The 24,313-nt window shown below is 68.4% G+C and carries 24 protein-coding genes, 1 tRNA gene and 3 pseudogenes; 10 read left to right on the forward strand and 18 right to left on the reverse strand.

The genetic code is table 11. From position 1 onward, the window contains the following. The first annotated feature begins 5 nt into the window (after positions 1–5). From SNAS_RS11350 to SNAS_RS11370, 5 genes are all read left to right on the forward strand, one after another. Positions 6–1,397, forward strand: a complete 1,392-nt coding sequence (locus SNAS_RS11350) for an MFS transporter (RefSeq protein ID WP_013017563.1) — start codon at positions 6–8, stop codon at positions 1,395–1,397. Between the two features lie 29 nt (positions 1,398–1,426). Beyond that, positions 1,427–1,720, forward strand: a complete 294-nt coding sequence (locus SNAS_RS11355; RefSeq protein ID WP_013017564.1) for a DUF1330 domain-containing protein — start codon at positions 1,427–1,429, stop codon at positions 1,718–1,720. Positions 1,721–2,362: 642 nt separating this feature from the next. Further along, positions 2,363–2,686, forward strand: a complete 324-nt coding sequence (locus tag SNAS_RS11360) for a MerR family transcriptional regulator (protein WP_013017565.1) — start codon at positions 2,363–2,365, stop codon at positions 2,684–2,686. Positions 2,687–2,762: 76 nt separating this feature from the next. Further along, positions 2,763–3,683, forward strand: coding sequence for a hypothetical protein (locus SNAS_RS11365; protein WP_013017566.1), 921 nt, complete (start codon positions 2,763–2,765; stop codon positions 3,681–3,683). A 294-nt stretch (positions 3,684–3,977) separates the two neighbouring features. Then, entirely contained in the window at positions 3,978–4,718 is a 741-nt protein-coding gene (locus SNAS_RS11370; protein WP_013017567.1) for a lysophospholipid acyltransferase family protein, read from the forward strand. Positions 4,719–4,822: 104 nt separating this feature from the next. On the opposite strand, the pseudogene SNAS_RS36660 reads toward SNAS_RS11370, so the two are convergent. The 3 genes and pseudogenes from SNAS_RS36660 to SNAS_RS11380 all read right to left on the reverse strand — a co-directional run. After that, positions 4,823–4,930: pseudogene (locus SNAS_RS36660) on the reverse strand (IS5/IS1182 family transposase); the annotation flags it as partial. An 88-nt stretch (positions 4,931–5,018) separates the two neighbouring features. Beyond that, a complete protein-coding gene (locus SNAS_RS11375) occupies positions 5,019–5,318 on the reverse strand; it encodes a DUF1330 domain-containing protein (RefSeq protein WP_013017568.1) in 300 nt (99 codons plus the stop codon). Between the two features lie 18 nt (positions 5,319–5,336). Next, positions 5,337–6,269, reverse strand: a complete 933-nt coding sequence (locus tag SNAS_RS11380) for an NADP-dependent oxidoreductase (RefSeq protein WP_013017569.1) — start codon at positions 6,267–6,269, stop codon at positions 5,337–5,339. A 124-nt stretch (positions 6,270–6,393) separates the two neighbouring features. Between SNAS_RS11380 and SNAS_RS37575 the strand changes: the two are divergent. Beyond that, positions 6,394–6,510, forward strand: a pseudogene (locus SNAS_RS37575) (response regulator transcription factor); the annotation flags it as partial. A gap of 175 nt (positions 6,511–6,685) precedes the next feature. On the opposite strand, the gene SNAS_RS11385 reads toward SNAS_RS37575, so the two are convergent. From SNAS_RS11385 to SNAS_RS11410, 5 genes are all read right to left on the reverse strand, one after another. Beyond that, positions 6,686–6,759, reverse strand: a tRNA-Ile gene (locus tag SNAS_RS11385). 110 nt (positions 6,760–6,869) lie between these two features. Further along, complete coding sequence (locus SNAS_RS11390) at positions 6,870–8,090, reverse strand: serine hydrolase domain-containing protein (protein ID WP_013017570.1); 1,221 nt, start codon at positions 8,088–8,090, stop codon at positions 6,870–6,872. A 139-nt stretch (positions 8,091–8,229) separates the two neighbouring features. Beyond that, positions 8,230–9,249: a protein kinase family protein gene (locus SNAS_RS32680; protein ID WP_013017571.1), complete on the reverse strand. Its 1,020-nt coding sequence runs from the start codon at positions 9,247–9,249 to the stop codon at positions 8,230–8,232. Positions 9,250–9,273: 24 nt separating this feature from the next. Continuing rightward, a complete protein-coding gene (locus tag SNAS_RS11405) occupies positions 9,274–10,197 on the reverse strand; it encodes an NAD-dependent epimerase/dehydratase family protein (protein ID WP_013017572.1) in 924 nt (307 codons plus the stop codon). A gap of 9 nt (positions 10,198–10,206) precedes the next feature. Continuing rightward, positions 10,207–10,545, reverse strand: a complete 339-nt coding sequence (locus SNAS_RS11410; protein ID WP_013017573.1) for a YrdB family protein — start codon at positions 10,543–10,545, stop codon at positions 10,207–10,209. A 114-nt stretch (positions 10,546–10,659) separates the two neighbouring features. On the opposite strand from SNAS_RS11410, the gene SNAS_RS11415 reads away from it, so the two are divergent. Further along, positions 10,660–11,364 carry a TetR/AcrR family transcriptional regulator gene (locus SNAS_RS11415; RefSeq protein WP_013017574.1) on the forward strand — a complete coding sequence of 235 codons (705 nt, stop codon included), beginning with the start codon at positions 10,660–10,662 and terminating at the stop codon, positions 11,362–11,364. Positions 11,365–11,435: 71 nt separating this feature from the next. Here the strand turns inward: SNAS_RS11415 and SNAS_RS11420 are convergent, their stop codons facing one another. Beyond that, entirely contained in the window at positions 11,436–12,770 is a 1,335-nt protein-coding gene (locus SNAS_RS11420) for a carbohydrate-binding protein (RefSeq protein WP_041624778.1), read from the reverse strand. Positions 12,771–13,028: 258 nt separating this feature from the next. Between SNAS_RS11420 and SNAS_RS11425 the strand changes: the two are divergent. Continuing rightward, positions 13,029–15,080: pseudogene (locus tag SNAS_RS11425) on the forward strand (MDR family MFS transporter); the annotation flags it as partial. Positions 15,081–15,085: 5 nt separating this feature from the next. Here SNAS_RS11425 and SNAS_RS11430 read toward each other — a convergent pair. Beyond that, a complete protein-coding gene (locus SNAS_RS11430; RefSeq protein WP_013017577.1) occupies positions 15,086–15,589 on the reverse strand; it encodes a DinB family protein in 504 nt (167 codons plus the stop codon). Positions 15,590–15,654: 65 nt separating this feature from the next. Between SNAS_RS11430 and SNAS_RS11435 the strand changes: the two genes are divergently transcribed. Next, positions 15,655–16,359 carry an ArsR/SmtB family transcription factor gene (locus tag SNAS_RS11435; protein ID WP_041624780.1) on the forward strand — a complete coding sequence of 235 codons (705 nt, stop codon included), beginning with the start codon at positions 15,655–15,657 and terminating at the stop codon, positions 16,357–16,359. On the opposite strand, the gene SNAS_RS11440 is transcribed toward SNAS_RS11435, so the two are convergent. From SNAS_RS11440 to SNAS_RS11475, 8 genes are read right to left on the reverse strand one after another with little or no spacing between them, the layout of a single operon-like run. Further along, entirely contained in the window at positions 16,360–17,151 is a 792-nt protein-coding gene (locus SNAS_RS11440; protein WP_013017579.1) for an IclR family transcriptional regulator domain-containing protein, read from the reverse strand. Continuing rightward, positions 17,148–17,537 carry a 4-carboxymuconolactone decarboxylase gene (gene pcaC / locus SNAS_RS11445; RefSeq protein ID WP_013017580.1) on the reverse strand — a complete coding sequence of 130 codons (390 nt, stop codon included), beginning with the start codon at positions 17,535–17,537 and terminating at the stop codon, positions 17,148–17,150. Before pcaC ends, SNAS_RS11440 begins: the two co-directional genes overlap by 4 nt. Then, positions 17,534–18,316 (reverse strand): alpha/beta fold hydrolase, encoded by a 783-nt coding sequence (locus SNAS_RS11450; protein WP_013017581.1) that lies wholly within the window; start codon positions 18,314–18,316, stop codon positions 17,534–17,536. Before SNAS_RS11450 ends, pcaC begins: the two co-directional genes overlap by 4 nt. Then, positions 18,313–19,815, reverse strand: coding sequence for a lyase family protein (locus SNAS_RS11455; protein ID WP_013017582.1), 1,503 nt, complete (start codon positions 19,813–19,815; stop codon positions 18,313–18,315). Before SNAS_RS11455 ends, SNAS_RS11450 begins: the two co-directional genes overlap by 4 nt. Next, entirely contained in the window at positions 19,790–20,338 is a 549-nt protein-coding gene (gene pcaG, locus SNAS_RS11460) for a protocatechuate 3,4-dioxygenase subunit alpha (RefSeq protein ID WP_013017583.1), read from the reverse strand. Before pcaG ends, SNAS_RS11455 begins: the two co-directional genes overlap by 26 nt. Next, the gene (gene pcaH, locus SNAS_RS11465) at positions 20,335–21,042 is read right to left on the reverse strand and encodes a protocatechuate 3,4-dioxygenase subunit beta (RefSeq protein WP_013017584.1); all 708 of its coding nucleotides are present in this window, start codon (positions 21,040–21,042) and stop codon (positions 20,335–20,337) included. The genes pcaG and pcaH overlap by 4 nt, the downstream gene beginning before the upstream one ends. Next, the gene (locus SNAS_RS11470) at positions 21,039–21,800 is read right to left on the reverse strand and encodes a CoA-transferase subunit beta (protein WP_013017585.1); all 762 of its coding nucleotides are present in this window, start codon (positions 21,798–21,800) and stop codon (positions 21,039–21,041) included. Before SNAS_RS11470 ends, pcaH begins: the two co-directional genes overlap by 4 nt. After that, entirely contained in the window at positions 21,797–22,684 is an 888-nt protein-coding gene (locus SNAS_RS11475; protein WP_013017586.1) for a CoA transferase subunit A, read from the reverse strand. The genes SNAS_RS11470 and SNAS_RS11475 overlap by 4 nt, the downstream gene beginning before the upstream one ends. 163 nt (positions 22,685–22,847) lie before the next feature. Here SNAS_RS11475 and SNAS_RS11480 point away from each other — a divergent pair, with 163 nt between their 5' ends. After that, positions 22,848–24,308, forward strand: a complete 1,461-nt coding sequence (locus SNAS_RS11480; protein WP_013017587.1) for an aldehyde dehydrogenase family protein — start codon at positions 22,848–22,850, stop codon at positions 24,306–24,308. Positions 24,309–24,313 lie beyond the last annotated feature (5 nt).

Below are 24,313 nucleotides of genomic sequence, written 5' to 3' on the forward strand. Positions count from 1 at the left end.
AGCCCATGAGCGCCGCCCTGACACGTTCCCCGGCACGCCTGCTGGTCCCCGCCCTGGTGTTCATCGCCCTGGTCGTGGCGGCGGTCGCCAGCCTCGGGATGCCGCTGATCACCAGCGTGGCGACCACGTTCCACGTCTCCCTCGACAGCGCTCAGTGGACGCTGACCATCACCCTGCTCAGCGGCGCCGTCGCCACACCCGTCCTGGGTCGGCTCGGCACCGGTCGGCACCGGCGAGCCACGATTCTGGCCACACTGGCGATCGTCGTCGTCGGCAGCGCGCTCACCGTGCTGCCACTGCCGTTCGCCTGGCTGCTGGTCGGCAGAGCGGCCCAAGGCATCGGACTGGGTCTCACGGCGCTGATGATGGGCGTGGCCCGCGACCATCTTCCCGAGAAGCGCGGCGCGGCCACGATCGCCCTGATCTCGGTGGTCTCGATCATCGGGGCCGGCGTCGGCTACCCGCTGGCCGCGCTGCTCGCCGAGTTCGGCGGACTGCGGGCCGCCTACGGCCTCGGCCTGCTCGTCACCGCTATCGCACTCCTGACCGCGTGGCGTTCCATACCCGCGGCACCCGAAGGCCGCTTCGCTCACGTGAACGTGGCCGGTGCGCTCGTCCTGGCGGGTGGACTGTTCCTCGTCCTGTTCCTGGCCGGTGAGCGGAGCCTGTGGGGCCGACACCTCGCCGTCGCGGTGTCCCTCGCCGTCGCTGCCGTACTCCTGCTGTGCCTCTGGACCGCCTCCGAACTGCGCAGCACCACACCGCTGGTCGACGTCCGGGCGGTAAGGCACCCGGCGGTCGCCGGGGCGAACATCGCCATGTTCGTCGGCGGGAGCGGCATGTACCTCCTGCTCACGCTCATCACCCGCTACGCGCAGACACCACACAGCGCTGGCTACGGCTTCGGACTGTCCACTTTCGTGGCGGGGTTGGTCCTCATCCCGTTCTCCGTGCTGGGGTTCGTCGCCGGCAAGCTCACCCAGCGGGTCCGCGAACGGATCGACGGCCCCCTGCTCCTGGCGGGCAGCGCCGCCATCGTCGGCGGCGGGTTCGTCCTGTTCGCGGTGGCCCGGTCGAACCTGGCCGAACTTCTCGTGGCCATGGGCCTGCTGGGCTTCGGCGTCGGCGGCTTCTCGGCCGCCATGCCCGGCGTCATCCTGGCCGTCACGCCCAAGAGCGAGACGTCGAGCGCGATGAGCTTCAACTACGTCGTCCGCAGCGTCGGCTACTCCCTGGGCAGCGCCATCGGGGGATTGGTGCTGGCCGTCGGCACCGGCCGCCTTTTCCCGAACGAGGCCGCCTACACCACCGCGGCACTGCTCGGCGTCGCCGCGATGGCGATCACAACGATGACCAGCCTCGCCCTAGCCCGACGACGCTCGCGACCAAGGATCTGAACATCAATTCCGAACACAGGAGGTACACCGTGGCCAAGGGTTACTGGGTCAGCGTCTACCGCACCATTTCCGACCCCGAGAAGCTGGCTGCCTACAACGAGCTGGCCGGTCTGGCCGTCCACCCCGCGGGCGGGCGGACGCTCGCCCGTGACGGCCGGATCGTCGCACACGAGGCCGGAACCACGCAACGCGTCGTTCTGGTCGAGTTCGACAGCTTCGAACAGGCCGTCGCGGCATACGAGAGCGAGGCTTACCAGAAGGCGCTGGCCGCACTCGCCGACGGCGTCGAGCGCGACTTCCGCATCATCGAAGGTCTCGACTAGCGATCGAGGCCGCGGTGGGGCGAGTCGGGGTCCAACCGACGACCGGCGGGTTATGAGTCCCATGAAGACAGTGATGGCCCGGATTAGTAGGTGTCGATGCCGACTTAAGGCTACATAGGGCCTGAAGTGGGGTTTTGCGCTGGAAGGTATCTGTCGCGGGAAGGATCGAAAATCTATCGCGGCCGGGGTAGACATTCGAAAATCGGGGTGGTAGCCTTCTTCGTGTCAAGAAGAGAGAAAGTCTAAGGACCGGGTGGCAGCGACTAGTCACCCACCAGATAGGCAGGCAGTGCGAGCGTGCCGAGGCCGAGATCGTTCAGGGCTTCGGGGCGGCGACACTGCCAGCGGCCCACAAGGCCGCAGTAGTAGATAGGCAGTAAAAGACACCACTAGTTACAACCAGTTAACCGAGAAACAGATCAGAAAGGAAGGAGTTTCGACACCAACGCCGACCGCCGTGCGAGCCAGGACGTTTGCCGCACGGACACCGCAGTCCTGTTGGTATGACTGCGGCGGTCACATCCATGAGATCACGCGCAACTGCTACACCAGGAGTTGCCGCGAAAGAAAAATCCGGTTCTTCCGGTACATGGTGTTGAACGACTTCGGGCCCCGGCGATGCAACGCCGGGGCCCTTTTTGAATGGATTACATGGAAAACGCACAAACACCGTCCCGCAACACCAACGACAAATTCGACGACGAGGACTACCCGGCCTACACCATGGGCCGGGCCGCCGAACTCATCGGAGTGACACCAGCGTTTCTGCGCCAACTAGACCAAGCCGGTCTCATCACACCGCAACGATCCAGCGGTGGGCATCGCAGTTTCTCCCGCAAGCAACTTCGTATCGCCGAACGCGCCCGCGAACTCGTTGACCAAGGCACTCCCATGGAGGCGGCCTGCCGCATCATCGACCTCGAAAACCAACTCGCCGAAAGCCGCAACACCAACGACACCACCTAGACTGCGCCTGACAGTCTGCAGGGGGCACACACGGCATACCGTCACGGGCGACGACGATGAGGGAAAGCGGGAACTGATGTCCGCGATGTTCAGACTCAAGCTGCTCCTCGCGATCGTGGTGATCGGCGTAGTGGTGCTCGTGATCCAGGGCGTCATCGTCTCCGTGAGCTTGTTGACGTCCGCACCGAGCCCATCATCCAAGGCGGACGAAGTCAACGAGGACATAGTCAAGGAATTCGATCCGCAGTCGGCCGAGTTTCATCTGACCCGTGGTGACGGCACCCCCGGCAAACGCGTCAAACTCACCGACGGCCGATACAAATCGATGAGCGTCGTCACTGAGGAAAAGCCCGCGTATGCCGATGTGGACTCCGACGGGGATCTGGACGCGGCGATGCTCCTGGAACACTCCGGCAAGGACACCGACGACAGCGACGGAGCCTGGCGCGGCATGTACCTGTGGCTATGGCAGGACGGACAGATCGAACCGGTCAAGTGGCGAGCCGGTTGGGAGTGGACGTGTTCGTCGGCGGTCGACGGCAAGGAGCTCACTCTCGACGGTGGTCCGTCGATCGGAGCCGAACTGCCCGCCATGTGGGCGCTGGAATTCGTCGAATGCACCGACCACACCGTTGAGGACCCCGATGGAGACGGTGACAACGATGTGATCAGGTTCCCGCACTTCACGGCCGTGGAGGACGGCATTCCCGTGCGGCACTTCAGTGACCTCACCGGGTCGAACACGTTGTGCACCCTCGAAGACGGCAAGGACGTCACGATCAAAGCGGACGCAGACCCGCGGATCGTGCCCGACAAGAAGTCTCCGAAGGTCAGCGCCGGACACTCCAAGATCGCGGTGGCCGATCCCGACCGGATGGCGGAACTGTTCCCGCCCGACGATAACAACGGGTACGTTCCGGCCAAAGTCACCTGGCCTGACGGAGAGGGCGGCGAAATCCAAAACTGCGGCTGGATCGAATGGGCTCAGGTCCCCTGACTGATGTGACCGTGGTGATCAATGCGGAGACCACCTGAGTGACGTGCGAGAGTCACCGCTCCCGATAACGGATTCGACTACGGAAAAGTTAACCGCGGCGGTGCGGGTTGTGATGTGGCTGTTGGTGTTCCAGGGTTTCGATCACGGGCCGGCCCAGCGCCAACTTGAACCAGCATCGTTTCGATCGCCACCAGCACACCTGCTGCCACTACAAGTACACCTGATCCCCGTCCAATCGGGGTGCCGCAGCCCCCGGGTATTCGTGCCGCCTATACACCTACGTAGCCTCGTGCGATGGAACTCGTCTATCCGCCGGTCATCCTCGCTGCAAAGGCGATGTTCAAAACTCTAGGGCTCAGGATCAATGTGCAGGGAGCTGAGCACATTCCTGACCGAGGTGGTGCGGTCATAGCTTGCACCCATCACAGTTATCTCGACTTCATCTTCTGCGGTTTCGGCGCGCAGCCAGCAAAGCGGCTCGTGCGGTTCATGGCGAAGAAACAGGTGTTCGACCATCGCGTCTCCGGCCCGCTGATGCGCGGCATGCGCCACATTCCGGTCGACCGCAGCGCGGGTAAGGCTGCCTACGAGGAGGCGGTGCGACAGCTGCGGCGAGGTGAGGTCGTCGGGGTGTTCCCCGAAGCCACCATCAGCCGCTCCTTCACGGTGAAAGAGCTGAAGTCGGGCACGGTGCGGATGGCCGCCGAAGCCGGCGTGCCAATTTTGCCCATGGCGGTCTGGGGCACTCACCGACTGTGGACCAAGGGCCGACCCAGGAACCTCACCAAACGGGGCATTGCGATATCGATTCGGGTTGGTTCCCCCTTCGCAGCGGACGAGGACGCCTCGCTCGATACATCGACCAAACAACTGCGCGGCCGTATGCAGCAGTTGTTGGACGGCATCCAAGCCGACTACCCGAGCAAGCCTGCAGACGGTGAGGACCCGTGGTGGGTTCCCGGCCACCTGGGCGGCACCGCTCCCACACCCGAAGAGGCGGCAGAACTCGACAATAGACATCGAGAAGACGACTAGGGCGCGTCCCAGGCAGTCAAAACCGGCATGTAGCACTGTCCTTTTTGTACCAACAATGCGACTGTAGTGGTGCACCAATATAGGTCAGGTCAGCCAGATCATGATGGCGGCGATATCGGGTTGTCACCGGCCTGACCCGGCGTGATGAGAGTGGACAGCGGCCTGCCGCAGCCGTCGACGGCCAGGTGCATCTTGGTGGACAAGCCGCCCCTTGGGGACGAATCTTGCTCAGAAAAGTGCCCGTGCCGGGCACCACGCAAACCGTCACCGCAGGATGCGCGACACGGCACGCTAATGTGGTTATTCGTCAGAATTGTATGGGCGTGCCAACACCAGTATCGACTCGCCGTTGTCGGTGCGGACCTTCTTGAGTTCGATGTACTCGGGTGAGCTGTACCAGCGTTGCGCTGCCTCGGCACTGTCGAAGCGCATGACCACGCCGTTGGTTGCTGGGAAGGCTCCTTCCATAACCTGTTCGATCGCAGCCTCCAGAACGAACTGACCGCCGTGGTTCTCCACCATCGGCCGGACGCGCTCGACATAGTCCTTCATTGCCGCCGGGTTGGCGGTGTTGGTCATTCCGATCAGGTAGTACGACATTTGGACTCCTTAGCTTGTTCAGAACCGGACGGCGAGTTTGCCGCGGGTGTGTTTACCGGCCAGATCGGCCAAGGCCCGATCGGCTTCGGCGAACGGGTAGACGGTGCTGACCGGGACGGTCAGGCTGCCGGTGTCGGCCAGCTCGAGAAGCTCACCCAGCCGCCCCGGCATCGGTTGCATGTCGCTGCGGACCACGGTGATGCCACGTGTGTTGTGGCCAGTGCGCTCTTCGCCGACGAGGCTGACGAGGCGTCCGCCGTCAGCGATCGCGGGGATGGTGTCGGCCAGGTTGGCACTGACCAGGTCGATGGCGATATCCACGCCTCCGGGCGCGATCGCCCGGGCCTGCGATGCGGTGACCTGGTTGGAGTAGTCGATGGCGTGCCGGGCGCCGAGAGCGCGAATCTGGTCCGCGTCCTCAGTCCGCGCGGTGGCCAATACCCGGGCACCAGCCTGCGTGGCGAGTTGGACGGCGAACGACCCGACACCGCCGGTGGCGCCAACGATCAGCACGGTTTGGCCGGGGCGGGGTTGAGCGAGGTCGAGCATGGTGGCGGCGGTCATCGCGGCCGCGGGCAGGGCCGCCGCCTGGACCACGTCGAGCCGCCCCGGACGGCGGGCGAGGCAGGGCCCGGCCGTGGCGAGCGTGTATTCGGCGAGGGCGCCGAACAGCGGCACGGTGAACGCGGCGACGTCGTCACCGGGCGCGTAGCCAGTGACGTCGGGTCCCACCGACTCCACCACTCCCGCCACGTCCAATCCTGGCGTGAACGGATGGGTCACCGGGAAGACCTCCTGTACCAGGCCGGTGATGATCTTTATGTCCAGTGGGTTGAGTGCCGCTGCGTGGGTCCGGATGAGGACCTGGCCCGTTCCCGGTGTGGGAACTGGCCGCTCGGCGAACTCAAGCTTGTCGAGCGGACCGTACGTGGGGGCAACAAGGGCCTTCACATCTGCTCCTTAACGGACGAGAACCCCGCCAATCGGGGCGCCACCACCATGTTGGCGGCAGACCCGCCGGAGGCCACCTGGTGATTGGAGTTGTTCGACCTACCCGAACTGACGGGTGGCGGCGGCAAGGCGGTTGCATGTCAGCGAGCACACGGTGAAGTTCCACGTCACCAACATCCTCGGCAAACTGTCGGTGAGCTCCGGCGGCGAAGCCGCCGCAATCGCCCGCGAAGCGGGCCTCCAATACCAACGACGTCATCGCGCTGCACATACGCAAGCAACCCGAACGCCGGGCGCTGCTCGGGGCAGGTTGGGTGGACTCCGGGCGGCTGTTCACCACCCCCACGCCCTCACTTGCGGACGATACGGACAGGCTAATGGGGATCGTCATCAATGAAATCCCTGGTCAATCCCGGTGGGGCGAGTCGGGCTCGAACCGACGACCGGCGGGTTATGAGTCCGCTGCTCTAACCAACTGAGCTATCGCCCCTTCGACGGGACATCGTACCGGGCGGGTTCGAGGGGTCCCATTGTGTATCCGGAGATGGGTTGGGCCGCTCCGGGTGGTCGGTTCCGGAGCGGCCCAGTTCGGTTGGGTGGTTAGTTCTTGTCGTAGATCTTGGACTTTTTGTCGCTGACCGCTTCCGCTTGGGAGGCGGCTTCGTCGAGGTCGTCGGAGATCATCTTGGTGACGGAGTCACTGGGTGGTGTGTCCTCGCCGCACAGGGCGGAGGTGAGGGCCTTGGACATCTCTTCGGCCGGGTTGGTCAGACCGGTGGAGCTGGTGTTGACGCCGATGAAGATGGAGCGGCCGTCGCCGGTGGTGAAGGAGTAGCTGACGTAGCCGATGACGTGGCCCGTGTGGCCCCAGGCGGCGCCGCAGGGGAGTTCGGCTTCCTGGAGGCCGAGGCCGTAGTGGGCGTCGGGGAAGGACTCCTTCATTTGTTCGAGGCTGGGGTCGGTGAGGAGGTCGCCGTTGAGGAGGGCGTCAAGGAAGGTGGTGAGGTCGGAGCCGGACGAGACCAGCGCGCCAGCGGCGGCCCAGATGCCGGGTTCGTGGCCGGAGACCTCGAAGAGGGCGGGTGGGACGCCCAGGTAGCCCCGGAAGTGGGGGCCTTTCATTTCCTTGTCGCCCGCGTAGGCGTAGCTGGTTTCCTTGAGGTCCAGGGGTTTGACGATGCGTTCGTCGATCGCTTCGCCGACGCGCTGGCCGGTGAGCTTTTCGATGAGGATGCCCAGGATCGTGTAGCCCGTGTTGGAGTAGCTGAACTTGGCGCCCGGTTCGGATTTGGAACCGTGACGCAGGCCGAGCTTGACCATGTCCTCGGGGGTGGGTGGGTTCCACTGGAGACGGGGGTCGGCGATGACGTCGGCCGTGAGGTTGTCGGCCAGACCGCTGGTGTGTTGCAGCAGATGGCGGACGGTGATTTTGGTTTCGTCGATGCCTTCGCCCTTGACCAGACCGGGAAGGTAGTCGCCGATGGGGGCGTCGAGGTCGAGCTTGTCCTCTTCGGCCAGTTGCAGTAGGACGGTGGAGACGAACATCTTGGTGTTGCTGGCGACCCGGAACTGGTCGTCGGCGTCGGGGACGTCGTCCTTGCCGAAGGTGGTGGTGCCGCTGCCGTAGTGCTTCACCGATTCGCCGTCGTCGACGACGACGACGGTGCCGGTCGATTTGGCGGCGTCGCGGATGGCGTCGGCCTGCGCTTGGCCGTCGGTCTTGGTGGGGTCCGCGACCGCGTTAGCGGTGACGATCGCGACCGCCAGGCCGGTGATTCCTAGTAGAGCGCCGATCTGGTAGCGCCTACGGGGCATTCGCATGACTTGTTGCTCCTAGGGGTTCCACAGTGTGCCGGTTGAGGGAGACATGTCAATCTGGCACGGACTACGTGGGGAGGCAATACGACCGATGTGGCGCACGTGGGACACGCCCAGACCGGACACGCGAGGATGGGTGGCGTCAGCCGGATTCGGTGTGCCTGGCCCAGTTGACGAGCAGTTCGAAGATGGGGCGGCGGCGTCGCATGACTTCCTCGGTGCCGCTGTCGGGGTCGTAGCTGTGTGAGCCGGGGGAGGTGCCTTCGGTGAGGCGGGTGAGCATCATGGGGGCCAGCCAGGTGTATTTGGCGACGGCGGTCAGGGCTATGGCGCGGTGGATGTCGGCTTCGGGCAGGTCGCCACCGGCGCGGCGGAAACCGTTGGTGTAGGCGGTGGTGAGGGTTTCGCGGATCTCGTCCAGTGAGTCGACGTCCAGCAGGCCGTCGAGGACGGTGTCGGGGATGAGGTTGCCGATGTCCTCGCCGATCGCGCCTTCGCCGGTGAAGGCCCAGTCGATGAGGATGGACTCGTCGCCGCGCGCGAACAGGTTCTTGGGCCACACGTCCAGATGGCAGACCGTTTGCGGGAGGCGTTCGGCGGCGTCGAACAGGGTCCATCGCCGCTCCCACAGGCGGCGCAGGCCGTCGAGGAGGTCGGGGGGCCAGAATCGTTGTGCGGTGGGGTGACTCCAGTCGATCGTGGGGTAGTCGAAGCGACCCGCGTAGTGGCGCAAGAATCGGCGGGAGAGCCATTGTGGACGCGGTTGGTGGCGCCAGCGGGCCTGGGCCGCGCCGAGTTGGGTGGCGAAGGTTCCCAGTCGTTCGATGGTCCACTGTTCACCGGGGGTGCCGGACACGTCTTCCAGCCACAGTTCGACGGCGCCGTCGGTGCGATCGACACTCGCCAGTAGCCGGGGTGCGGACAGTCCGGTGTCGCGGCAGTAGTCGGCGATGAAGCCGTCGCGGTAGGCGAGCGGTTCGCGTTGCCAGTGGTCCCAGGCGGTCGTGTTGTCCCCGTTGGGGGTGGCGATCTTGAGGATGGCTTCGCCTTGGGCGCCGGTTACCCGCCAGACGCCGCCGGTGGCGGTGTTGCCCGTGTTGTGGGTCAGCGCCCTGAGGGCGCTGACCGTTCCGACGGGGGAGTTGTCGCCTTGTCGCAGCATCAGGTGATTCTCCGGTGCGGTGGATCAGGACTCGCGCCAGGCCGCGACGGTGGCCTTGAGGGCTTCGTCCATATCGGTGGGTGCGACGCCGAAGGTGGTCTCGAAGGCGGAGGAGTCGACGACGAAGGGGCGGATGAACTGGTAGCGCACGTGTCGCAGTTCCCGGATCATCGGCGAGAACAGGCCGCCGACGCTCAGCAGCAGACCGGGGATGGCCTTGACGCCGGGGTTGGGGATGCCTTCGAGGCGGCAGACGTCGGCGGCGAGTTCGCGGGCCGTGCGGGGTGGGGCGGTGGGCACGTGCCAGGCCTTGCCCCAGGCGCGTTCGTCCTCGGCGGCGGTGATGAGCGCCTGGACGACGTCGGGGACGTAGGTCCAGCTGTGCGGCTGGCTGGGGTCGCCGGCGAACTGGACGGTCTTGCCCGCCAGCAGCAGCGGCATGAAGCGCTCGCCAAGGTGGGACTGGTCCTTGCAGCTGGGGCCGTAGTAGTCGCTGGCGCGCACCTCGGTGGCCCGGATGCGTCCGGCCTCGTGGGCGGCGAGGGCGTCGCGCCACATCTGTGCCCGCACTTCGGCCTTGGCGCTGGTGGGTGCCAGCGGGTCGGTCTCGCGCATCGGGGCGGTGGGCTCGGCGTAGACGTACAGGTTGCCGAGCATGACGTAGACGGCGCCGCTGCGTTCGGCGGCGGCCAGCATCCCGGCGGCCATGGGCGGCCAGTCGGTGAGCCAGCGGTGGTAGGCGGGGTTGACGCAGTTGTAGAGCGCGACGGCGCCTTCGCACAGCTCGGCGAGCCGGTCGGCGTCGGCGACGTCGGCGGCCACCCGCGTCACGGTCTCGGGACCGGAACCGGAGCGGCTGACGAGGATGACTTCGTGGCCGCGTTCGGCCAGTGCGAGCGCCAGTTGCGAACCGACCTGTCCGGCTCCGGCGATGACGTGCTTTGCCATGGTCTTGACCTACTTCCAGTACAGCCGCAGCGCGGCGTTGATGATGAAGAGAACCGCGAAGATCACGGCCAGAGTCGTGCGTCCCGCCAGTGCCAGTGCCGTGGCACCGCCGCCGAACCAGCCGATCTCCAGTGCCGCGCGCCAGATGCCCTCAGCAGGGTAGGTGGCGTCGGCGGCGGCGCCGAACAGCGCCCAGACGGTGACGAAGACGGCGATGCCGCCGACGGCGACGAGGATGCGCAGCCACAGTGAGGTGGCCAGGGTGAGGCCCCAGTAGCCGACGGCGGCCAGGACGCCCAGTTCGAGCAGGAACATCAGCAGCGAGTTGGCGTTCTCGAGGGCTCTCATGACGACTCCGATTTAAGATCAGTGCTTCGCTTTGAGAGCAATGCTCTCTCAGGAATCCGGCATTGTCAAGAGCGGTGCTCACTTTTTTGTGCACTGCTCTGTTATCGTGGTCTCATGGCAGCCATACCCACGGCTCGCGAACGCGCCCGAGCCGCACTGACCGCGGACATCGTCACCGCGGCCCGCGCCCAGCTGGCCGACACCGGGGCCGCCGGACTGTCGTTGCGGGCGGTCGCCCGCGAACTCGGCATGGTCTCCTCGGCGATCCACCGGTACTTCCCGACGAAGGACGATCTGCTCACCGCGCTGATCATCGACGGCTACAACGCCGTCGGCCAGGCGGTCGAGGACGCCGACGCCGCGTGTGAACGCACCGACTACTTCGGACGCTGGCGGGCGGTGTGCCGCGCGGTGCGGACCTGGGCGCTGGAACACCCGCAGGAGTACGCGCTGCTGTACGGTTCCCCGGTTCCCGGCTACGAGGCCCCCATGGACACCGTCCCCGCCGCCGTGCGCGACACCGCCGTGTTCGGGACGATAGTGTCCGAAGCGGACAAAGCCGGGGCGCTGGCCCCGACGGGCCCGGAGCTGAAACCGCCCGCGTCCTTCGCCGCCGACGCTCAGCAGGTCCGGGAGGTCATCCCCGACGTGTCCGACGCGACGATCGCCCGCGCCGTCTCGGCGTGGACCGGCCTGTACGGCTGGGTCAACTTCGAGCTCTTCGGACAGTTCAACAACGTCCTCGAAGACCGCGACGTGGCCTTCGATCTCCAGATCGACTGCCTGGCGGGGATTCTGGGACTGTCCGCGAGCGACTGACGCGGGCAGACCTGACCCCGCCCGATGACCGAAGGCCCAATATCCGGTTACCGGGCGGGGCGGATGTGGTGTTAACCGATGCGTTCCCACAGGGCCGGGGTGTTGGGCGGTTCCCAGCCGGGGTAGGAGGTGTGGGCGATCCGGCACCGGTAACTGACGCCATTGTAGACGACCTGGGCGCCGACCTGGTAGCTCGTGTTGGCCTTCCAGGTGGTCTCGCCCGGATCACCCGGGCCACCGTCGGTGGTGGTCAGAGTGGTGCCGGTGTTGGCGATCGCGCGGGTCAGCGGCTCGAAGAAGGTCGTGCCGCCGGAGCTGCAGTTGCCGGAGCCGCCGGAGGTCATGCCCTGGGCACTGCCGCCGGAGATGTACGAGCCGCCGGAGTCACCGGGTTCGGCGCACACCGTGGTGCGGGTCATGCCGGACACCGTCCCCTGCGGATAGCTGACCGACTGGTTCTTGGCGCTGATCGTTCCACAGTGCCATCCGGTGGTGGAACCGGAGCGGCACACCGACGCGCCCACGGCGGCCTCGGTGCCGTTGGCGACCTGCGCCGAGCTGCCGTTCACGCGCGGGGCCACGGTCCAGCCGGAACCGGCCTCGACCCACGCGTAGTCGGTGCCGGGGAACTGCGAATAGCGGAACGAGCCGCCCTGCCCGGTGCCGCCGGTGATCGAGGCGCCAGTGCGTCCACAGTGTCCGGCGGTCAGGAAGCCGTCGCCGTAGCTGGGGTGGGTTGCCGAGAAGCCGACCGAGCAGCGCGAGGAACCGTTGATGTTGTAGGCGCTGCCGCCGACGATGTCGGCGAACGGCTGGGGCTGCTGGCGGCTGACCTTGACGGTGACGTCGGAGGCGGACAGCCCCGCGGCACGCGCGAAGTCGCGACCGGCGGCCCGGCTGTCGGCGACCACGACCTCGGTGTTGGCCTTCACGTCGGAGTACCAGCCGTGCACGGTGTCGGGCACGTCCTTACCGTGCGACAGCCGGTCGAGGGCGATGTGGGCGGTGTTGAGGTCGGCCAGCGAATCCTTGACCACCTTGGCTTCGGCGCCCAGCCGGTCGACTTCGGACACGTAGGCGTCGTCGGTGACGGCCACGACCAGTCTGGTGGCGTCGTCGGCCAGCCAGGTTCCGGCGTAGTAGCCGCCGAACGCCTTCTGGGCGCGGTCCTCGACCTCGGCGGCGACGGACTCCGACGCCAGCCGGTCGTACACTTCGGACGTGGTCAGGCCGAACTCGGCGCGCATGGCGGACAGGATGCCGCCGTCCACTTTGCCGACCAGCGAGGCGCGGGCGTCCTCGTGGCTGGGGGCCGAATCCGCCCATGCCGACGGCGAGGCGCCCACGACCGCGGTGACGGTCAGGGCCCCGGCGCCGAGCGCGGCGAGGGTTCTGCGGAGGTTCACGGTAGTGACCTTTCTGGGATGTGAGCCGATGTCGGGCACACGGGCTCCACACCAGGTAGTCCTGGTGGACGGCCGGGTTCTCCGGCCGCGATGACACGCTAACGAAATATGTGAATGTCTGGAATAAGTAATAGTTAACTGAATTTAATATTCCGGGTCCGACCCCGCGGCACCCGAAGTCTTCCGGTTTCGCGCGCCGTTTCCCGAAGATGATGCGGCGCCCCCGCTAAGGTCCACGGTGTACACCAGCCGGATCGGACACGGGGGACGGTCATGACGACGGCCGAGGACACCGCGCTATCCACACCCATGCTGTCGCGCGGCCGCATGAACATCGTGTTCGTCACCATCATGCTGGGCATGCTGATGGCCGCACTCGACCAGACCATTGTGGCCACCGCGCTGCCCACCATCGTCGCCGACCTCGGCGGCGCCGGGCACATGGCCTGGGTCGTCACCGCCTACCTGCTGGCCGAGACCATCGCCACCGCCGTGGTCGGCAAGTTCGGCGACCTGTTCGGACGCAAGATCGTCTTCCAGATCTCGGCCATCGTCTTCGTCGCCGGTTCGGCGCTGGCGGGACTGTCCGGCGACATGGTCTTCCTCATCGTGGCCCGCGCGATCCAGGGCCTGGGCGGCGGCGGGCTCATGGTCACCGCGATGGCCCTGATCGCCGACGTCATCCCGCTGCGTGACCGCGGCCGCTACCAGGGCGCCATGGGCGCGGTCTTCGGCGTGACCACCGTGCTGGGACCCACGATGGGCGGCCTGTTCACCGACCACCTGTCCTGGCGCTGGTGCTTCTACGTCAACGTCCCGGTCGCGGTGGTCATGGTCGCCATGGCCGCGTGGACGATCCCCTCGGTCAAGGCCGCGGCGCGTCCGCTGGTCGACTACGTCGGCCTGATCCTGGTGGCACTGGGATCCTCGGGCCTGATCCTGGCCCTGGAATGGGGCGGCGAGGAGTACGCCTGGGACTCCGTCGAGATCATCGGACTGTTCGCCGGTTCCGCGCTCATGCTGGTGCTGTTCGTGTTCGCCGAACTGCGCGCCGCCGAACCCATCCTGCCGATGCACCTGTTCCGTAGCCGGGTCTTCACCGTCTCGGCGATCCTCAGCTTCATCGTCGGCTTCGCGATGCTGGGCGCCATGACCTACCTGCCCACGTATCTGCAGTATGTGGACGGAGTCTCGGCCACCGCCTCGGGACTGCGCACCCTGCCGCTGGTCGCCGGGCTGCTGGCCACCTCGATGCTGTCGGGCAGCGTGGTCAGCCGCACCGGACGGTACAAGGTCTTCCCCATCGCGGGAACCGCCGTGATGGCGCTGGGGCTGTACCTGATGTCCACCATGAACGCCGACACCGGCGTCTACCTGGAATCGGTGTACATGCTGATCCTGGGACTGGGCATCGGTTTGGCCATGCAGGTGCTGACCATCGCGGTGCAGAACACCGTCCCGTACCACGAGATGGGCGCCGCCACGTCCGGCGTCACCTTCTTCCGCACCCTGGGCAGCGCCTTCGGCACCGCGATCTTCGGCACCCTGTACTCCAACGACCTGTCCTCCCGGCTCGCCGACGCCTACCGTCAGACGCCCGGCGTCAACCCCGAGGCCGTGGCCAGTCCCGAAGCGCTGCACAAACTCCCCGACGACACGATCCGGCCCATCGTGGACGCCTACGCCGACACAGTGGACTACGTGTTCTTCTGGGTGGTCCCGGTCGCGATCCTGGGTTTCGCGGTCTCCTGGTTCCTCAAGGAGGTGCCGTTGCGCGACTCGGCCCGCGCCTCGGTGGTCGACCTGGGGGAGGGCTTCGCCGCTCCCGACGGATCCGCCAACCGGGAACGCCTCGCCCGGTCGCTGGCCAAGGTGATCCGCCGCGAACACCCCGACCTCGGCCGCCAGGTACTGGCCGAATCCGGCAGCACGCTGCCGCCGGAACGCGCCTGGGCGTTGACGCAGATCTACGTCCGCACCCGGGTCAGCGGCGCGGCGACCCTCGCCGGAATGGCTCGGGCACACCGGCTGCCGCCCGAGGTGCTGTTGCCGACCTTCGACGCGTGCGTCGAAGCGGGACTGATCGCAGTGGACGGAGACCGGATGCGGCTCACCGAGGCCGGTGAGGCCGAGATGACCACCTTGGTGGCGGCGTTGCGGCGTTGGCTCGACACCCACCTGGACGACTGGGACATCACCGACCCGGTGGATCGGGCCGCCCTGGACCGGGCGGTGGACGAGCTGGCGCACCGCATGATCGAGGAGGAGCGCTCGGCCGAGTTCACCTCCGCAGAGGCCAAGGTCGGCTGAGGTCGTCAGGCCGGTTCGTCGAGCTGGTCGGCGTAGTAGCGGACGTTGGCGACGTGGTGGACCACCTCGCGGATCGTCCAGGTGTCCGGGTCGGGACGGTGGTCCAGCGTGTTGTCGTCCAGTGCGGACATCCGCGCCTCGTACCAGACCGCCAGTCGGCCCAGCCGACTCGTGGCCTCGTCGAGGTCGGCCTCGGTGAACCGGGCCCAGTCGCCGTCGAGGGTGAGTTTGCGGCCGTGCCAGCGATCCGGGATCGTCGGCATCCCCGCCAGCCGGCATTCGATCTCCGCCAGATGGTCGATCAGGTGGTCGCCGACGCGGCGCAGCGCCTTGTGCGGCGTCCACGCGTTGCCGTCCGACAGCACCGCCGTGCCGTCCCAGCCCAGCCAGGTCTCGGCGCGCTCCAGCACGTACCGCACCGAATCCGGGACCAGCCCGGTCACCGGGGAGTCGTCCACGTCCGGGCGGGAGACCGGCGCGGCGGGGTCGAAAGTCAGGTGTCTGGTCATGCCCGCGACGCTATGCGGCTAACGTTTCGGCGGCGGCCGAAACGTGTCCGCGCTACCGTGAAGTCATGCCTGAACCCGGCCCTGGTGGCGAGGTTGATGTGGCCGGAATCGCCCGGTTGATCGGCGAACCCGCCCGCACGGCCATGTTGGACGCCCTGCTGACCGGCAGGGCGCTCGCGGCAGGGGAGCTGGCCCGCGTCGCCGGGGTCGCCGCGGCCACCGCGAGCGAGCACCTGGCGCGGATGCGGTCCGCGGGACTGGTGGCGACCGTCGCGGCCGGACGGCACCGCTACTACCGGCTGGCCTCACCGGAGGTCGCGCAGGCACTGGAAGCCCTGGCGCTGCTGGCCCCGAGCCGACCGGTGACCTCGCTGCGGCAGTCGCGACGCAACGCGGCGCTGCTGACCGCGCGAACCTGCTACGACCACCTCGCCGGACGCGTCGGCGTCGGGATTCACCGGTGGCTGCTGGCATCCGGGGCCCTGACGCAGACGGCGGCCGGGCTCGACCTGACCGACACCGGCCGCGACCGGCTGGGCGAACTGGGAATCGACGTGGCGGCCGCCCGGATGCGGCGGCGGGTCTTCGCCCGGTCCTGCCTCGACTTCACCGAACGGCAGGAACACCTGGCGGGGGCACTGGGGGCGGCGATCTGTGCGCGACTGCTGAGCCTGGACTGGTTGCGGCACCGCGATCCCGGCCATCGAGGGCTGCGCGTCACCGACCTGGGCCGCCGGGAACTGGCCGCCCACTTCGACCTCGACGTGTGATCAGCCGGGACCGCGTCCGATGTCGCGCAGGTCAGCCTCAATGGACGCCGCCGCGTCCAGCAGCAACGGCAGCAGCTCCTCGTGCAGTGCCTCCCCGCTGCCCCGGCTGATGTGCGCCGAGACGTTCACCCCCGCCACCACGGCGCCGGTGGCGTCGCGAATCGGCGCCGCCATGGACCGCAACCCCTCCTCGAGCTGCTGGTCCGCGAGCGCGAAACCCTGCTCCCGCACCCGATCCAGCTCGGCGCGCAGTTCCTCCCGGTCCACGATCGTGTGCGGCGTCAGCGGACGCAGCTTGACCCCGGCCAGGTAGCCGTCGAGCCAGTCGCGGCTCTGCCCGGCCAGCAGCACCCGTCCCAGGGAAGTGGCGTAGGCAGGGAACCGGGTGCCGATGGCGATGACCACGGTCATGATGCGCTTGGTCGGCACCCGCGCGATGTACACGACCTCGTCGGAGTCCAGCACCGCCACCGAGGCTGACTCGTGGGCGCTGGCCGACAGCCGCTCCAGGTGCGGCATCGCCACCTCGGGCAGGCTCAGGCTCGACAGGTACGAGTACCCCAGTTCGAGCACCCGGGGCCGCAGCGAGAACTGGCGCCCGTCGCTGCCGATGTAGCCCAGTTCGGTGAGGGTCAACAGGAACCGCCGCGCCGCCGAACGGGTCAGGCCGGTGCGGCGGGCCACGTCGCTGAGCGTCAGTTGTGGATGGTCGGCGTCGAAGGCCTTGATGACGGCCAGCCCGCGCGCCAGCGACTGCACGTAGTCCGGGCTCGCCTGCGACTGTTCGGTCATGTATCGCCCCTGCCTGTGGATTCCCGCTCGGCCAGCGTTCGCCCAGCGATCGTAAAGGCGCGGTTCGCGGCGGGGAGTCCGGCATACACCCCCACGTGCATCAGCAGTTCGGACAGTTCCTCGGCCGTGACGCCGTCGTCGAGGGCGGCCCGGATGTGCATGTCCAGCTCCTCGTCGCGCCCCAGCGCGGCCAGCATCGCGATGGTGACCAGTCGGCGCACGTGCCGGTCCAGCCCGGGGCGGGTCCAGATCTCGCCCCACGCGTAACGGGTGATGAAGTCCTGGAAGTCCGCGTTGAACGACGTGACGGACGCTTCGGCGCGGTCGACGTGCGCGTCGCCCAGCACCTCGCGGCGGGTCTGGTTGCCTTCCTGGCGCGGGGTCATGCCGCCTCCCGTTCCGGGTCGATGAGATGGTCGAGCAGCGCGGGGGTGCAGCGGTCGGCGGCCTCGACGACGGCCAGGTGCCGTCCGGGCACCGCCAGCAGCGAGGCGCCCCGGATCGAACCCGCCAGCGTGGCCGACATGGAGATCGTGCATATCGGATCGTCCATTCCCGACAGCACCAGCGTGGGGGCGGTGATCCGCGACAGGTCCTCACGCAGGTCCAGGTTCCCGATCGCCTCGCAGCACCCGGCGTAGCCCTCGACATCGCAGGTGAGCAGCGTGCTGGCACAGCGGTTGGCGATCTCGGGGTGGGACCGCCGAAACGGGGTCGACAGCCAGCGATCCAGGCTCTTGTCCACCAGTCCGGCGGTGGTACCGGCCCACCGCACGGCGGTGGCCCGGTCGGTCCACCCCTCACGCGGCGGCAATCGGGACGCGGTGCAGCACAACACGAGCCGGTCGATCCGCTCGGGAGCGTTGGCGGCCAGCCACATGCCGATCATGCCGCCCAGCGACAGCCCGCACCACGACACCCGCGCGAGGCCGAGCCGATCGAACAGCCGCAGATAGTCGGCGCCGAGCTCCGCGATCGAGTACGGCCCCAACGGGGCGGGGGAACCGCCGTGCCCCCGGGTGTCGGCCAGCAGCAACCGGAACCGCGAACCCAGCCGGGCGGTCAGCGACGTCCACATTCCCGCGTCGAGCCCGAGAGCGTGTGACAGCACCAGAACCGGCGCCCGCTCGGGGCCGGTGAGCTCGTAGTGCAGGTCCACGGTCATGGCTCCTCCTGGGCTCGATGTCGTGCGAGGGCCCGATCGACGAGGGCCCGCGCGGCGGGAAGGCAGGCGGTCGGATCGCAGGCGGCGTCCAGCTCGGCCGCCGTGAGGTGGGCGGTGACGGTCGGGTCGGCGTCGAGGAACTCGCGGAAGGTGGCTTGGCCCGCGCCCGGAGGGCCGTGGGGTGCGCTTGGCTGGTCGGGGCGCTCGGACTGGTCACCGAGCTGGGCCCACCCAGGCGGCTTGTGGTCCGCTGCGCTTGACTGGCCGTCGAACGTGGCTGTCTCGGCTCGGGCGGCCAGATCGGCGATGAGCTCGTGAGCCTCGCGGCGGCCGAGAGCCGGGGCCAGCTGGTCGGCAACTGCTCCGGCCCGCAGCAGGCCACCGGTCGCGTCCAGATGGGAGCGCATCCGGCCGGTGTCGACGCGCAGGCCGCTGAGCAGCGACGAAGCGCGCGAACTCGCACCGCCGCAGCAGCGCAACAGTTGCGACAGCGTCTGCCATTCCGACTGCCAGGCCCCCGCCGGACGTTGCAGTTCCGACTCCAGCGCGGCGAACATCGTGGCCGCCAGGCCGGGGGTGCGGCGCACGTTCGCCAGCACCAGGACGCTGTCGGCCGGATTGTGCTTGTGGGGCATCGCGCTGGAGCCGCCGCCGGAGCCCTCTCGCAGTTCGCCGACATCGCTGGAGCCGAGGACCGACACATCGTGGGCGACCTTCGCCAGCGTCCCCGCGCCCGTGGCCAGCGCCGACGCCAGCCGGGTCACGCGGGTTCGCTCGGTGTGCCAGGGCAGGCCGGGATCGGCCAACCCCAGCCGGTGGGCGAAGTCGGCGAGCACCCGCAACCCTTGCGTGCCATAGGGTTCCAGGGTGCCGACGGGCCCGCCCAGTTGCGCGGCCAGCTCAAAGCGGGCGGAGCGAAGCTGGTCGCGGGCCGCGTCGATGCCGCTCAGCCAACCGGCGGCCACCGCTCCGAAGGTTGTGGGGGCGGCGTGCTGGCCGAGAGTGCGTCCGATGAGGAGCGTGTCGCGGTGCCGCTCGGTCAGCGATGCGGCGGCTTCGGCCGCGTGGGCGAGATTGTCGACGATGACGGCGGTGGCACGGTGCGCCACCAGCATCATCGCGGTGTCCATGATGTCCTGGCTGGTCGCGCCGTAGTGCACCCAGCCGCGAACCTCCAGCGGCACGGCTTCGGCGAGCGTGTTCACAAGCGGCACCACCGGAGATGCGGACGAAGCGTGTGCGAACACCGCACTGGTGACGCCCCCGGACCGGCAAGCCTCCCCGATGGCCTTGGCCGCCGCGACCGGAACGAGCTCCGCCTCGGCGAGCGCTTCGGCCAGCGCCCGCTCGGCGTCCAGCATGGCGCCCAACCAGCCGTCTGTCCCGCAAGCCTGGTCCACCCGAGGATCGCCGAACACAACGGCGAACGGATCGCTCGCGTCGACCGGCGGCGCGATGCTCGGCTCGCCCCACTCAGACGGCGAAGAAGACGGTCTCATGGTCACCTCGCAGCCGGATGTCGAATCGCAGCCCGTCCCCGTCCGGCACCGCGATCAACGTGACGGCCCGCTCCGGTTCCGGTAGGCCACACAGGACCGGGTCCGTGCCGTTGGCCTCGGACTCGTCGGGGAAGTACATCCGGGTCACCAAGTGCCGCAACAGCCCCCGCGCCAGCACCGTGACGTTCAGATGCGGGGCGTGCCGCTCCTCGCCGTCGGACACGGGGCCGGGTTTGACGGTGTGGACCGCATACCGTCCATTGTCATCGGTAGGGCAACGGGCAAACCAGCGGGCCGCCGACGTCTGGCAGCCACGCGGGTCGTCGGGGTGGTCGAAGCGCCCGTCCGGGTCGGCCTGCCAGGTCTCGATCAGCGCGTCGGGCACCGGTGCGCCCGCTCCGTCCAGGACGACACCGCGCACCGTGATCAGGCCGGGCGTGTCCGGCGGCGCCGCGTAGGGGCCGTCGGGCCACGGCAGCGCGAAGCCGAAGAACGGGCCGACGGTCTGCGATGGTGTCGTCATGCCGCATCATCCTCGAATATGGACGCCCGGGGCCCGCGCAGCACGATGTCGAAGCGGTAGCCGAGCGCTCGTTCGGGCACCGTGGCATCGAGGTCGAACGCCGCGATCATGCGCCGCCGCGCGGTTTCCGGTACCGAGGCGTAGACCGGGTCGGTGTCGAACAGCGGATCGCCGGGGAAGTACATCTGGGTCACCAGTCGCTGGGTGAACGCCTGCCCGAACAGCGAGAAGTGGATGTGCGCCGGACGCCAGGCGTTGTGGTGGTTCTTCCACGGGTAGCAGCCGGGTTTGACGGTGACGAAACGATAGTGGCCCTGGGCGTCGGTGAGGGTGCGTCCGGCGCCGGTGAAGTTCGGGTCGAGCGGCGCCGGGTGACGGTCCAGGTCGTGGCGGTACCGACCCGAGGCGTTGGCCTGCCACACCTCCACGAGCGTGTGCGGCACCGGGCGGCCGCTCGAGTCGAGCACTCGCCCGGACACGATGATGCGCTGTCCCAAGGGTTCTCCGGTGTGCCCGGTGGTCAGGTCGGCGTCGCCGGGGGCCACCGCGTCGGTCCCCAGCAGCGGGCCGGTGATCTCGGTGAGGGACTGCCGCAGCGGCACCAGCGGCCGCGACGGCGCCCGCAGCAGCGTGGACCGGTAGTCCGGCCACAGGTACGGCGGTTGGACGGCCGAGTCGTCTTCGTAGCGGGGGAGTGGGGTCATGATGCTGCCTTCGGGCTCGGTTTCAGGGCACGCAGCGCGGCCAGTTCCGCCTCGGACGGCGGTGGGGTGCGCGCCGGGTCTCGGGGCACCGACAACTCCCAGCCGCAGGCGGCTTTCGCCTGCTCCACCGTGACATCGGGGTGCAGCCGCGTCAACACCAGTTCGCTGGTCGCCGGGTCGGGCGCGTAGACGCCCAGGTCGGTGATGACGGTGGTGGGACCGGCGCCGCGCAGGCCGTGCCGTTGCCGAAAGCCCGGCCCGGTACCGAATCCCGCCGAGGTGACGAAGTCGACGCGGTCCACGAACGACCGCTTCGACTGTCGCAACACGACGATGGCCTCCTTGCTGGAGGCCGCGATCTCCGGCGCCCCACCGGCTCCGGGCAGCCGGACCGTCGGGCGCTGGTAGTCGGCGCCGATGACGGTGGTGTTGATGTTGCCGAACCGGTCGATCTGGGCCGCGCCGAGGAACCCGATGTCGATGCGTCCCGCCTGGAGCCAGTAGTTGAAGATCTCCGGGACGCTGACCACCGCGTCGGCGGTCTCGGCGAGGATACCGTCGCCTATGGACAGCGGCAGTCGGGCCGGTTTGGCGCCGATGGTCCCGGACTCGTAGATGAGCACCAGTTCGGGCGCGTGGGTGTGCCGGGCCAGGTTCGCCGCCGTGCTGGGCAGGCCGATGCCGACGAAGCAGGTCGCGCCGTCGGGCAGGGCCCGCGCCGCCGCGATCGTCATCATCTCCTCGGTCGTGTGGCTCATGGCCCCGCCTCGCTGCGCTCGGCGGACGCATTCGCGGCGCTACTGTGCTGTCTGGCTCGCTCGCTACGCTCGCTCGCTGGAGCCACCCCCAGCCGCTGCGACAGCCACGCGGTGAAGGCTTCCCGGTCCCGGGACACGGCGTCCCAGGCGAGGTAGTAGTCGTTGTCGCGCTCGTAGAAACCGTGCGCGTAGGACGGATGCGCGCCGCCCGGACAGTGCGCGACCGCCGTGACCACCCAGGACGGCAGCACGGTCGCGCCGGGCCGGGGCCGCAGCTCGTCGACGACCTCCTCGACCGTCACCAGGGACCGCCGCGCCGCCAGCACCGCTTCCTTCTGCACGCCGGTGATTCCCCACAGCTGCACGTTGCCGTCGCGGTCGGCGCGCTGCGCGTGCACGACGGTGACGTCGGGACGCAGCGCCGGGACCGCCGCGAGCGTCTCGCCCGTGAACGGACAGTCGATGGGCTTGATGGTGCCGGTGTGCCGGGCCAGGTCGGTGCCGGCGTAGCCGCGCAGCACCGCGAACGGCAGCCCCGAGGCCCCGGCGACGTAGCGGTTGGCCATGCCCGCGTGGCTGTGCTCCTCGATGTCCACAGCCGACGGCCAGCCGTTCTCGACCGCGTCGCGGAACCGGTGCAGTGAACCGACTCCGGGGTTGCCGCCCCAGGAGAACACGAGTCGCCGCGCGCACCCGGCGCCGATCAGCTGGTCGTACACGACATCGGGGGTCATTCGCACCAGCGTGAGGTCGCGACGGCGCTGCCGGATGATCTCGTGGCCCGCCGCGAACGGGATCAGGTGGGTGAAGCCCTCCAACGCGACGGTGTCACCGTCGGCGATCAGTTCGGCGACGGCTTCGGTGAGCGGAAGCAGCGCGGTCATGGGTTCCTTCTCGCGTTCGATACACGAACATCAATTCATATATCGGACGATACTTGCCCGATGTGGCTGCGGTCAACCGTTTCGAGGGCCTTGACTCGTCCACCAGGCGCCCCATAGTATCGAAAAATAGACGCATGTTTGTATAGCGAACAAGGCGAGTGACATGACCGAACAACGTGCGCTCATCATCGACAACCAGCCCACGCCTGCGGCCTCCGGACGATCCACACCCGACACCAACCCCTACACCGGCGAGGTGTTCACCACCGTCGCCGCCGCGGCCGAGTCCGACGTGACCGCCGCGGTCGACGCCGCCGAGCGCGCCGGTCGCGACTGGGCCGACACCTCGCCCTCACGACGGCGCGACATCCTGTGGCGCGCCGCCGACACCCTCGCATCCCGTGCCGAGCAGGCGATCGAGCTCATGGCGACCGAAACCGGTGCCACCGCCGGCTGGGCCGGCTTCAACGCCGAACTGGGTGCGGCGATGCTGCGGGAGGCGGCGGCCTCGGCGACTCGTCCCATCGGCGAGGTCCTGGCCACCGACGCCCCCGGAGTCATGTCGCTGTCGGTGCGCGAACCCGCCGGGGTGGTGGCCGCCTTCGCGCCCTGGAACGCCCCGCTCATCCTGGGCTGCCGCGCGATCGCCGCGCCACTGGCCGCCGGGAACACCGTGGTGCTCAAGGCGAGCGAGAAGGCCCCGGTGGCGAGCGGCCTGTTCATCGCCGAGGCACTCATCGACGCCGGACTGCCGCCGGGCGTCCTCAATGTCATCAGCAACGACCCCGCCGACGCCGCGGACGTGGCCGCGACCCTCGTCGGCGACCGCCGGGTGCGCCGCGTCAACTTCACCGGCTCCACGATGGCCGGACGCCGCATCGCCGCCCTGGCAGCCGAAAGCCTCACCCCGGCGGTGCTGGAGCTCGGCGGCAAGAACGCGCTGCTGGTGCTGGACGATGCCGACCTCGACTACGCCGCCAGGGCGGTGACCTTCTCGGCGTACTTCAACTCCGGTCAGATCTGCATGTCGGCCGATCGCGTGGTGGCACACCGCTCGATCGCCGCCGAACTCACCGAACGGATCGCGGCCCGCGCCGCGAACCTCAGCTGCGGCGACCCCGGCGATCCGGCCAACGCGCTGGGACCCCTCATCGACACCGACGCCGCCGCACGGGTCGCGTCTCTCGTGGACGGCGCGGTGCGACAGGGTGCGGCCCTGGCCGCCGGGGGCGGCACCCCCGACGGCGCCTGCTATCCGGCGACCGTCGTCACCGGCGTCACCGAGGACATGCCGCTGCACAACGAGGAGATCTTCGGTCCGGTGTGCACGGTGCTGCCGGTCGACTCCGACGCCGAGGCCGTCGCGCTGGCCAACGCCAGCCCGTACGGGCTCACCGCCGGAGTGCTCACCGAGAACCTGTCCCGGGGCTGGGAAGTGGCGCGCGGCCTGCGCACCGGCATCGTGCACGTCAACGACCAGTCCATCGACGACGAACCCCAGGCGCCGTTCGGCGGCGTGAAGGACTCCGGCCACGGCCGCTTCGGCGGCAGACACGGCATCGAGGCGTTCAGTGAGACGCGCTGGATCACCCTGCGGGGCCGCCACAAACAATTCCCCATCTAAGGAAC

This window comes from Stackebrandtia nassauensis DSM 44728 (genome assembly GCF_000024545.1).
GTDB classification, from domain to species: Bacteria; Actinomycetota; Actinomycetes; order Mycobacteriales; family Micromonosporaceae; genus Stackebrandtia; species Stackebrandtia nassauensis.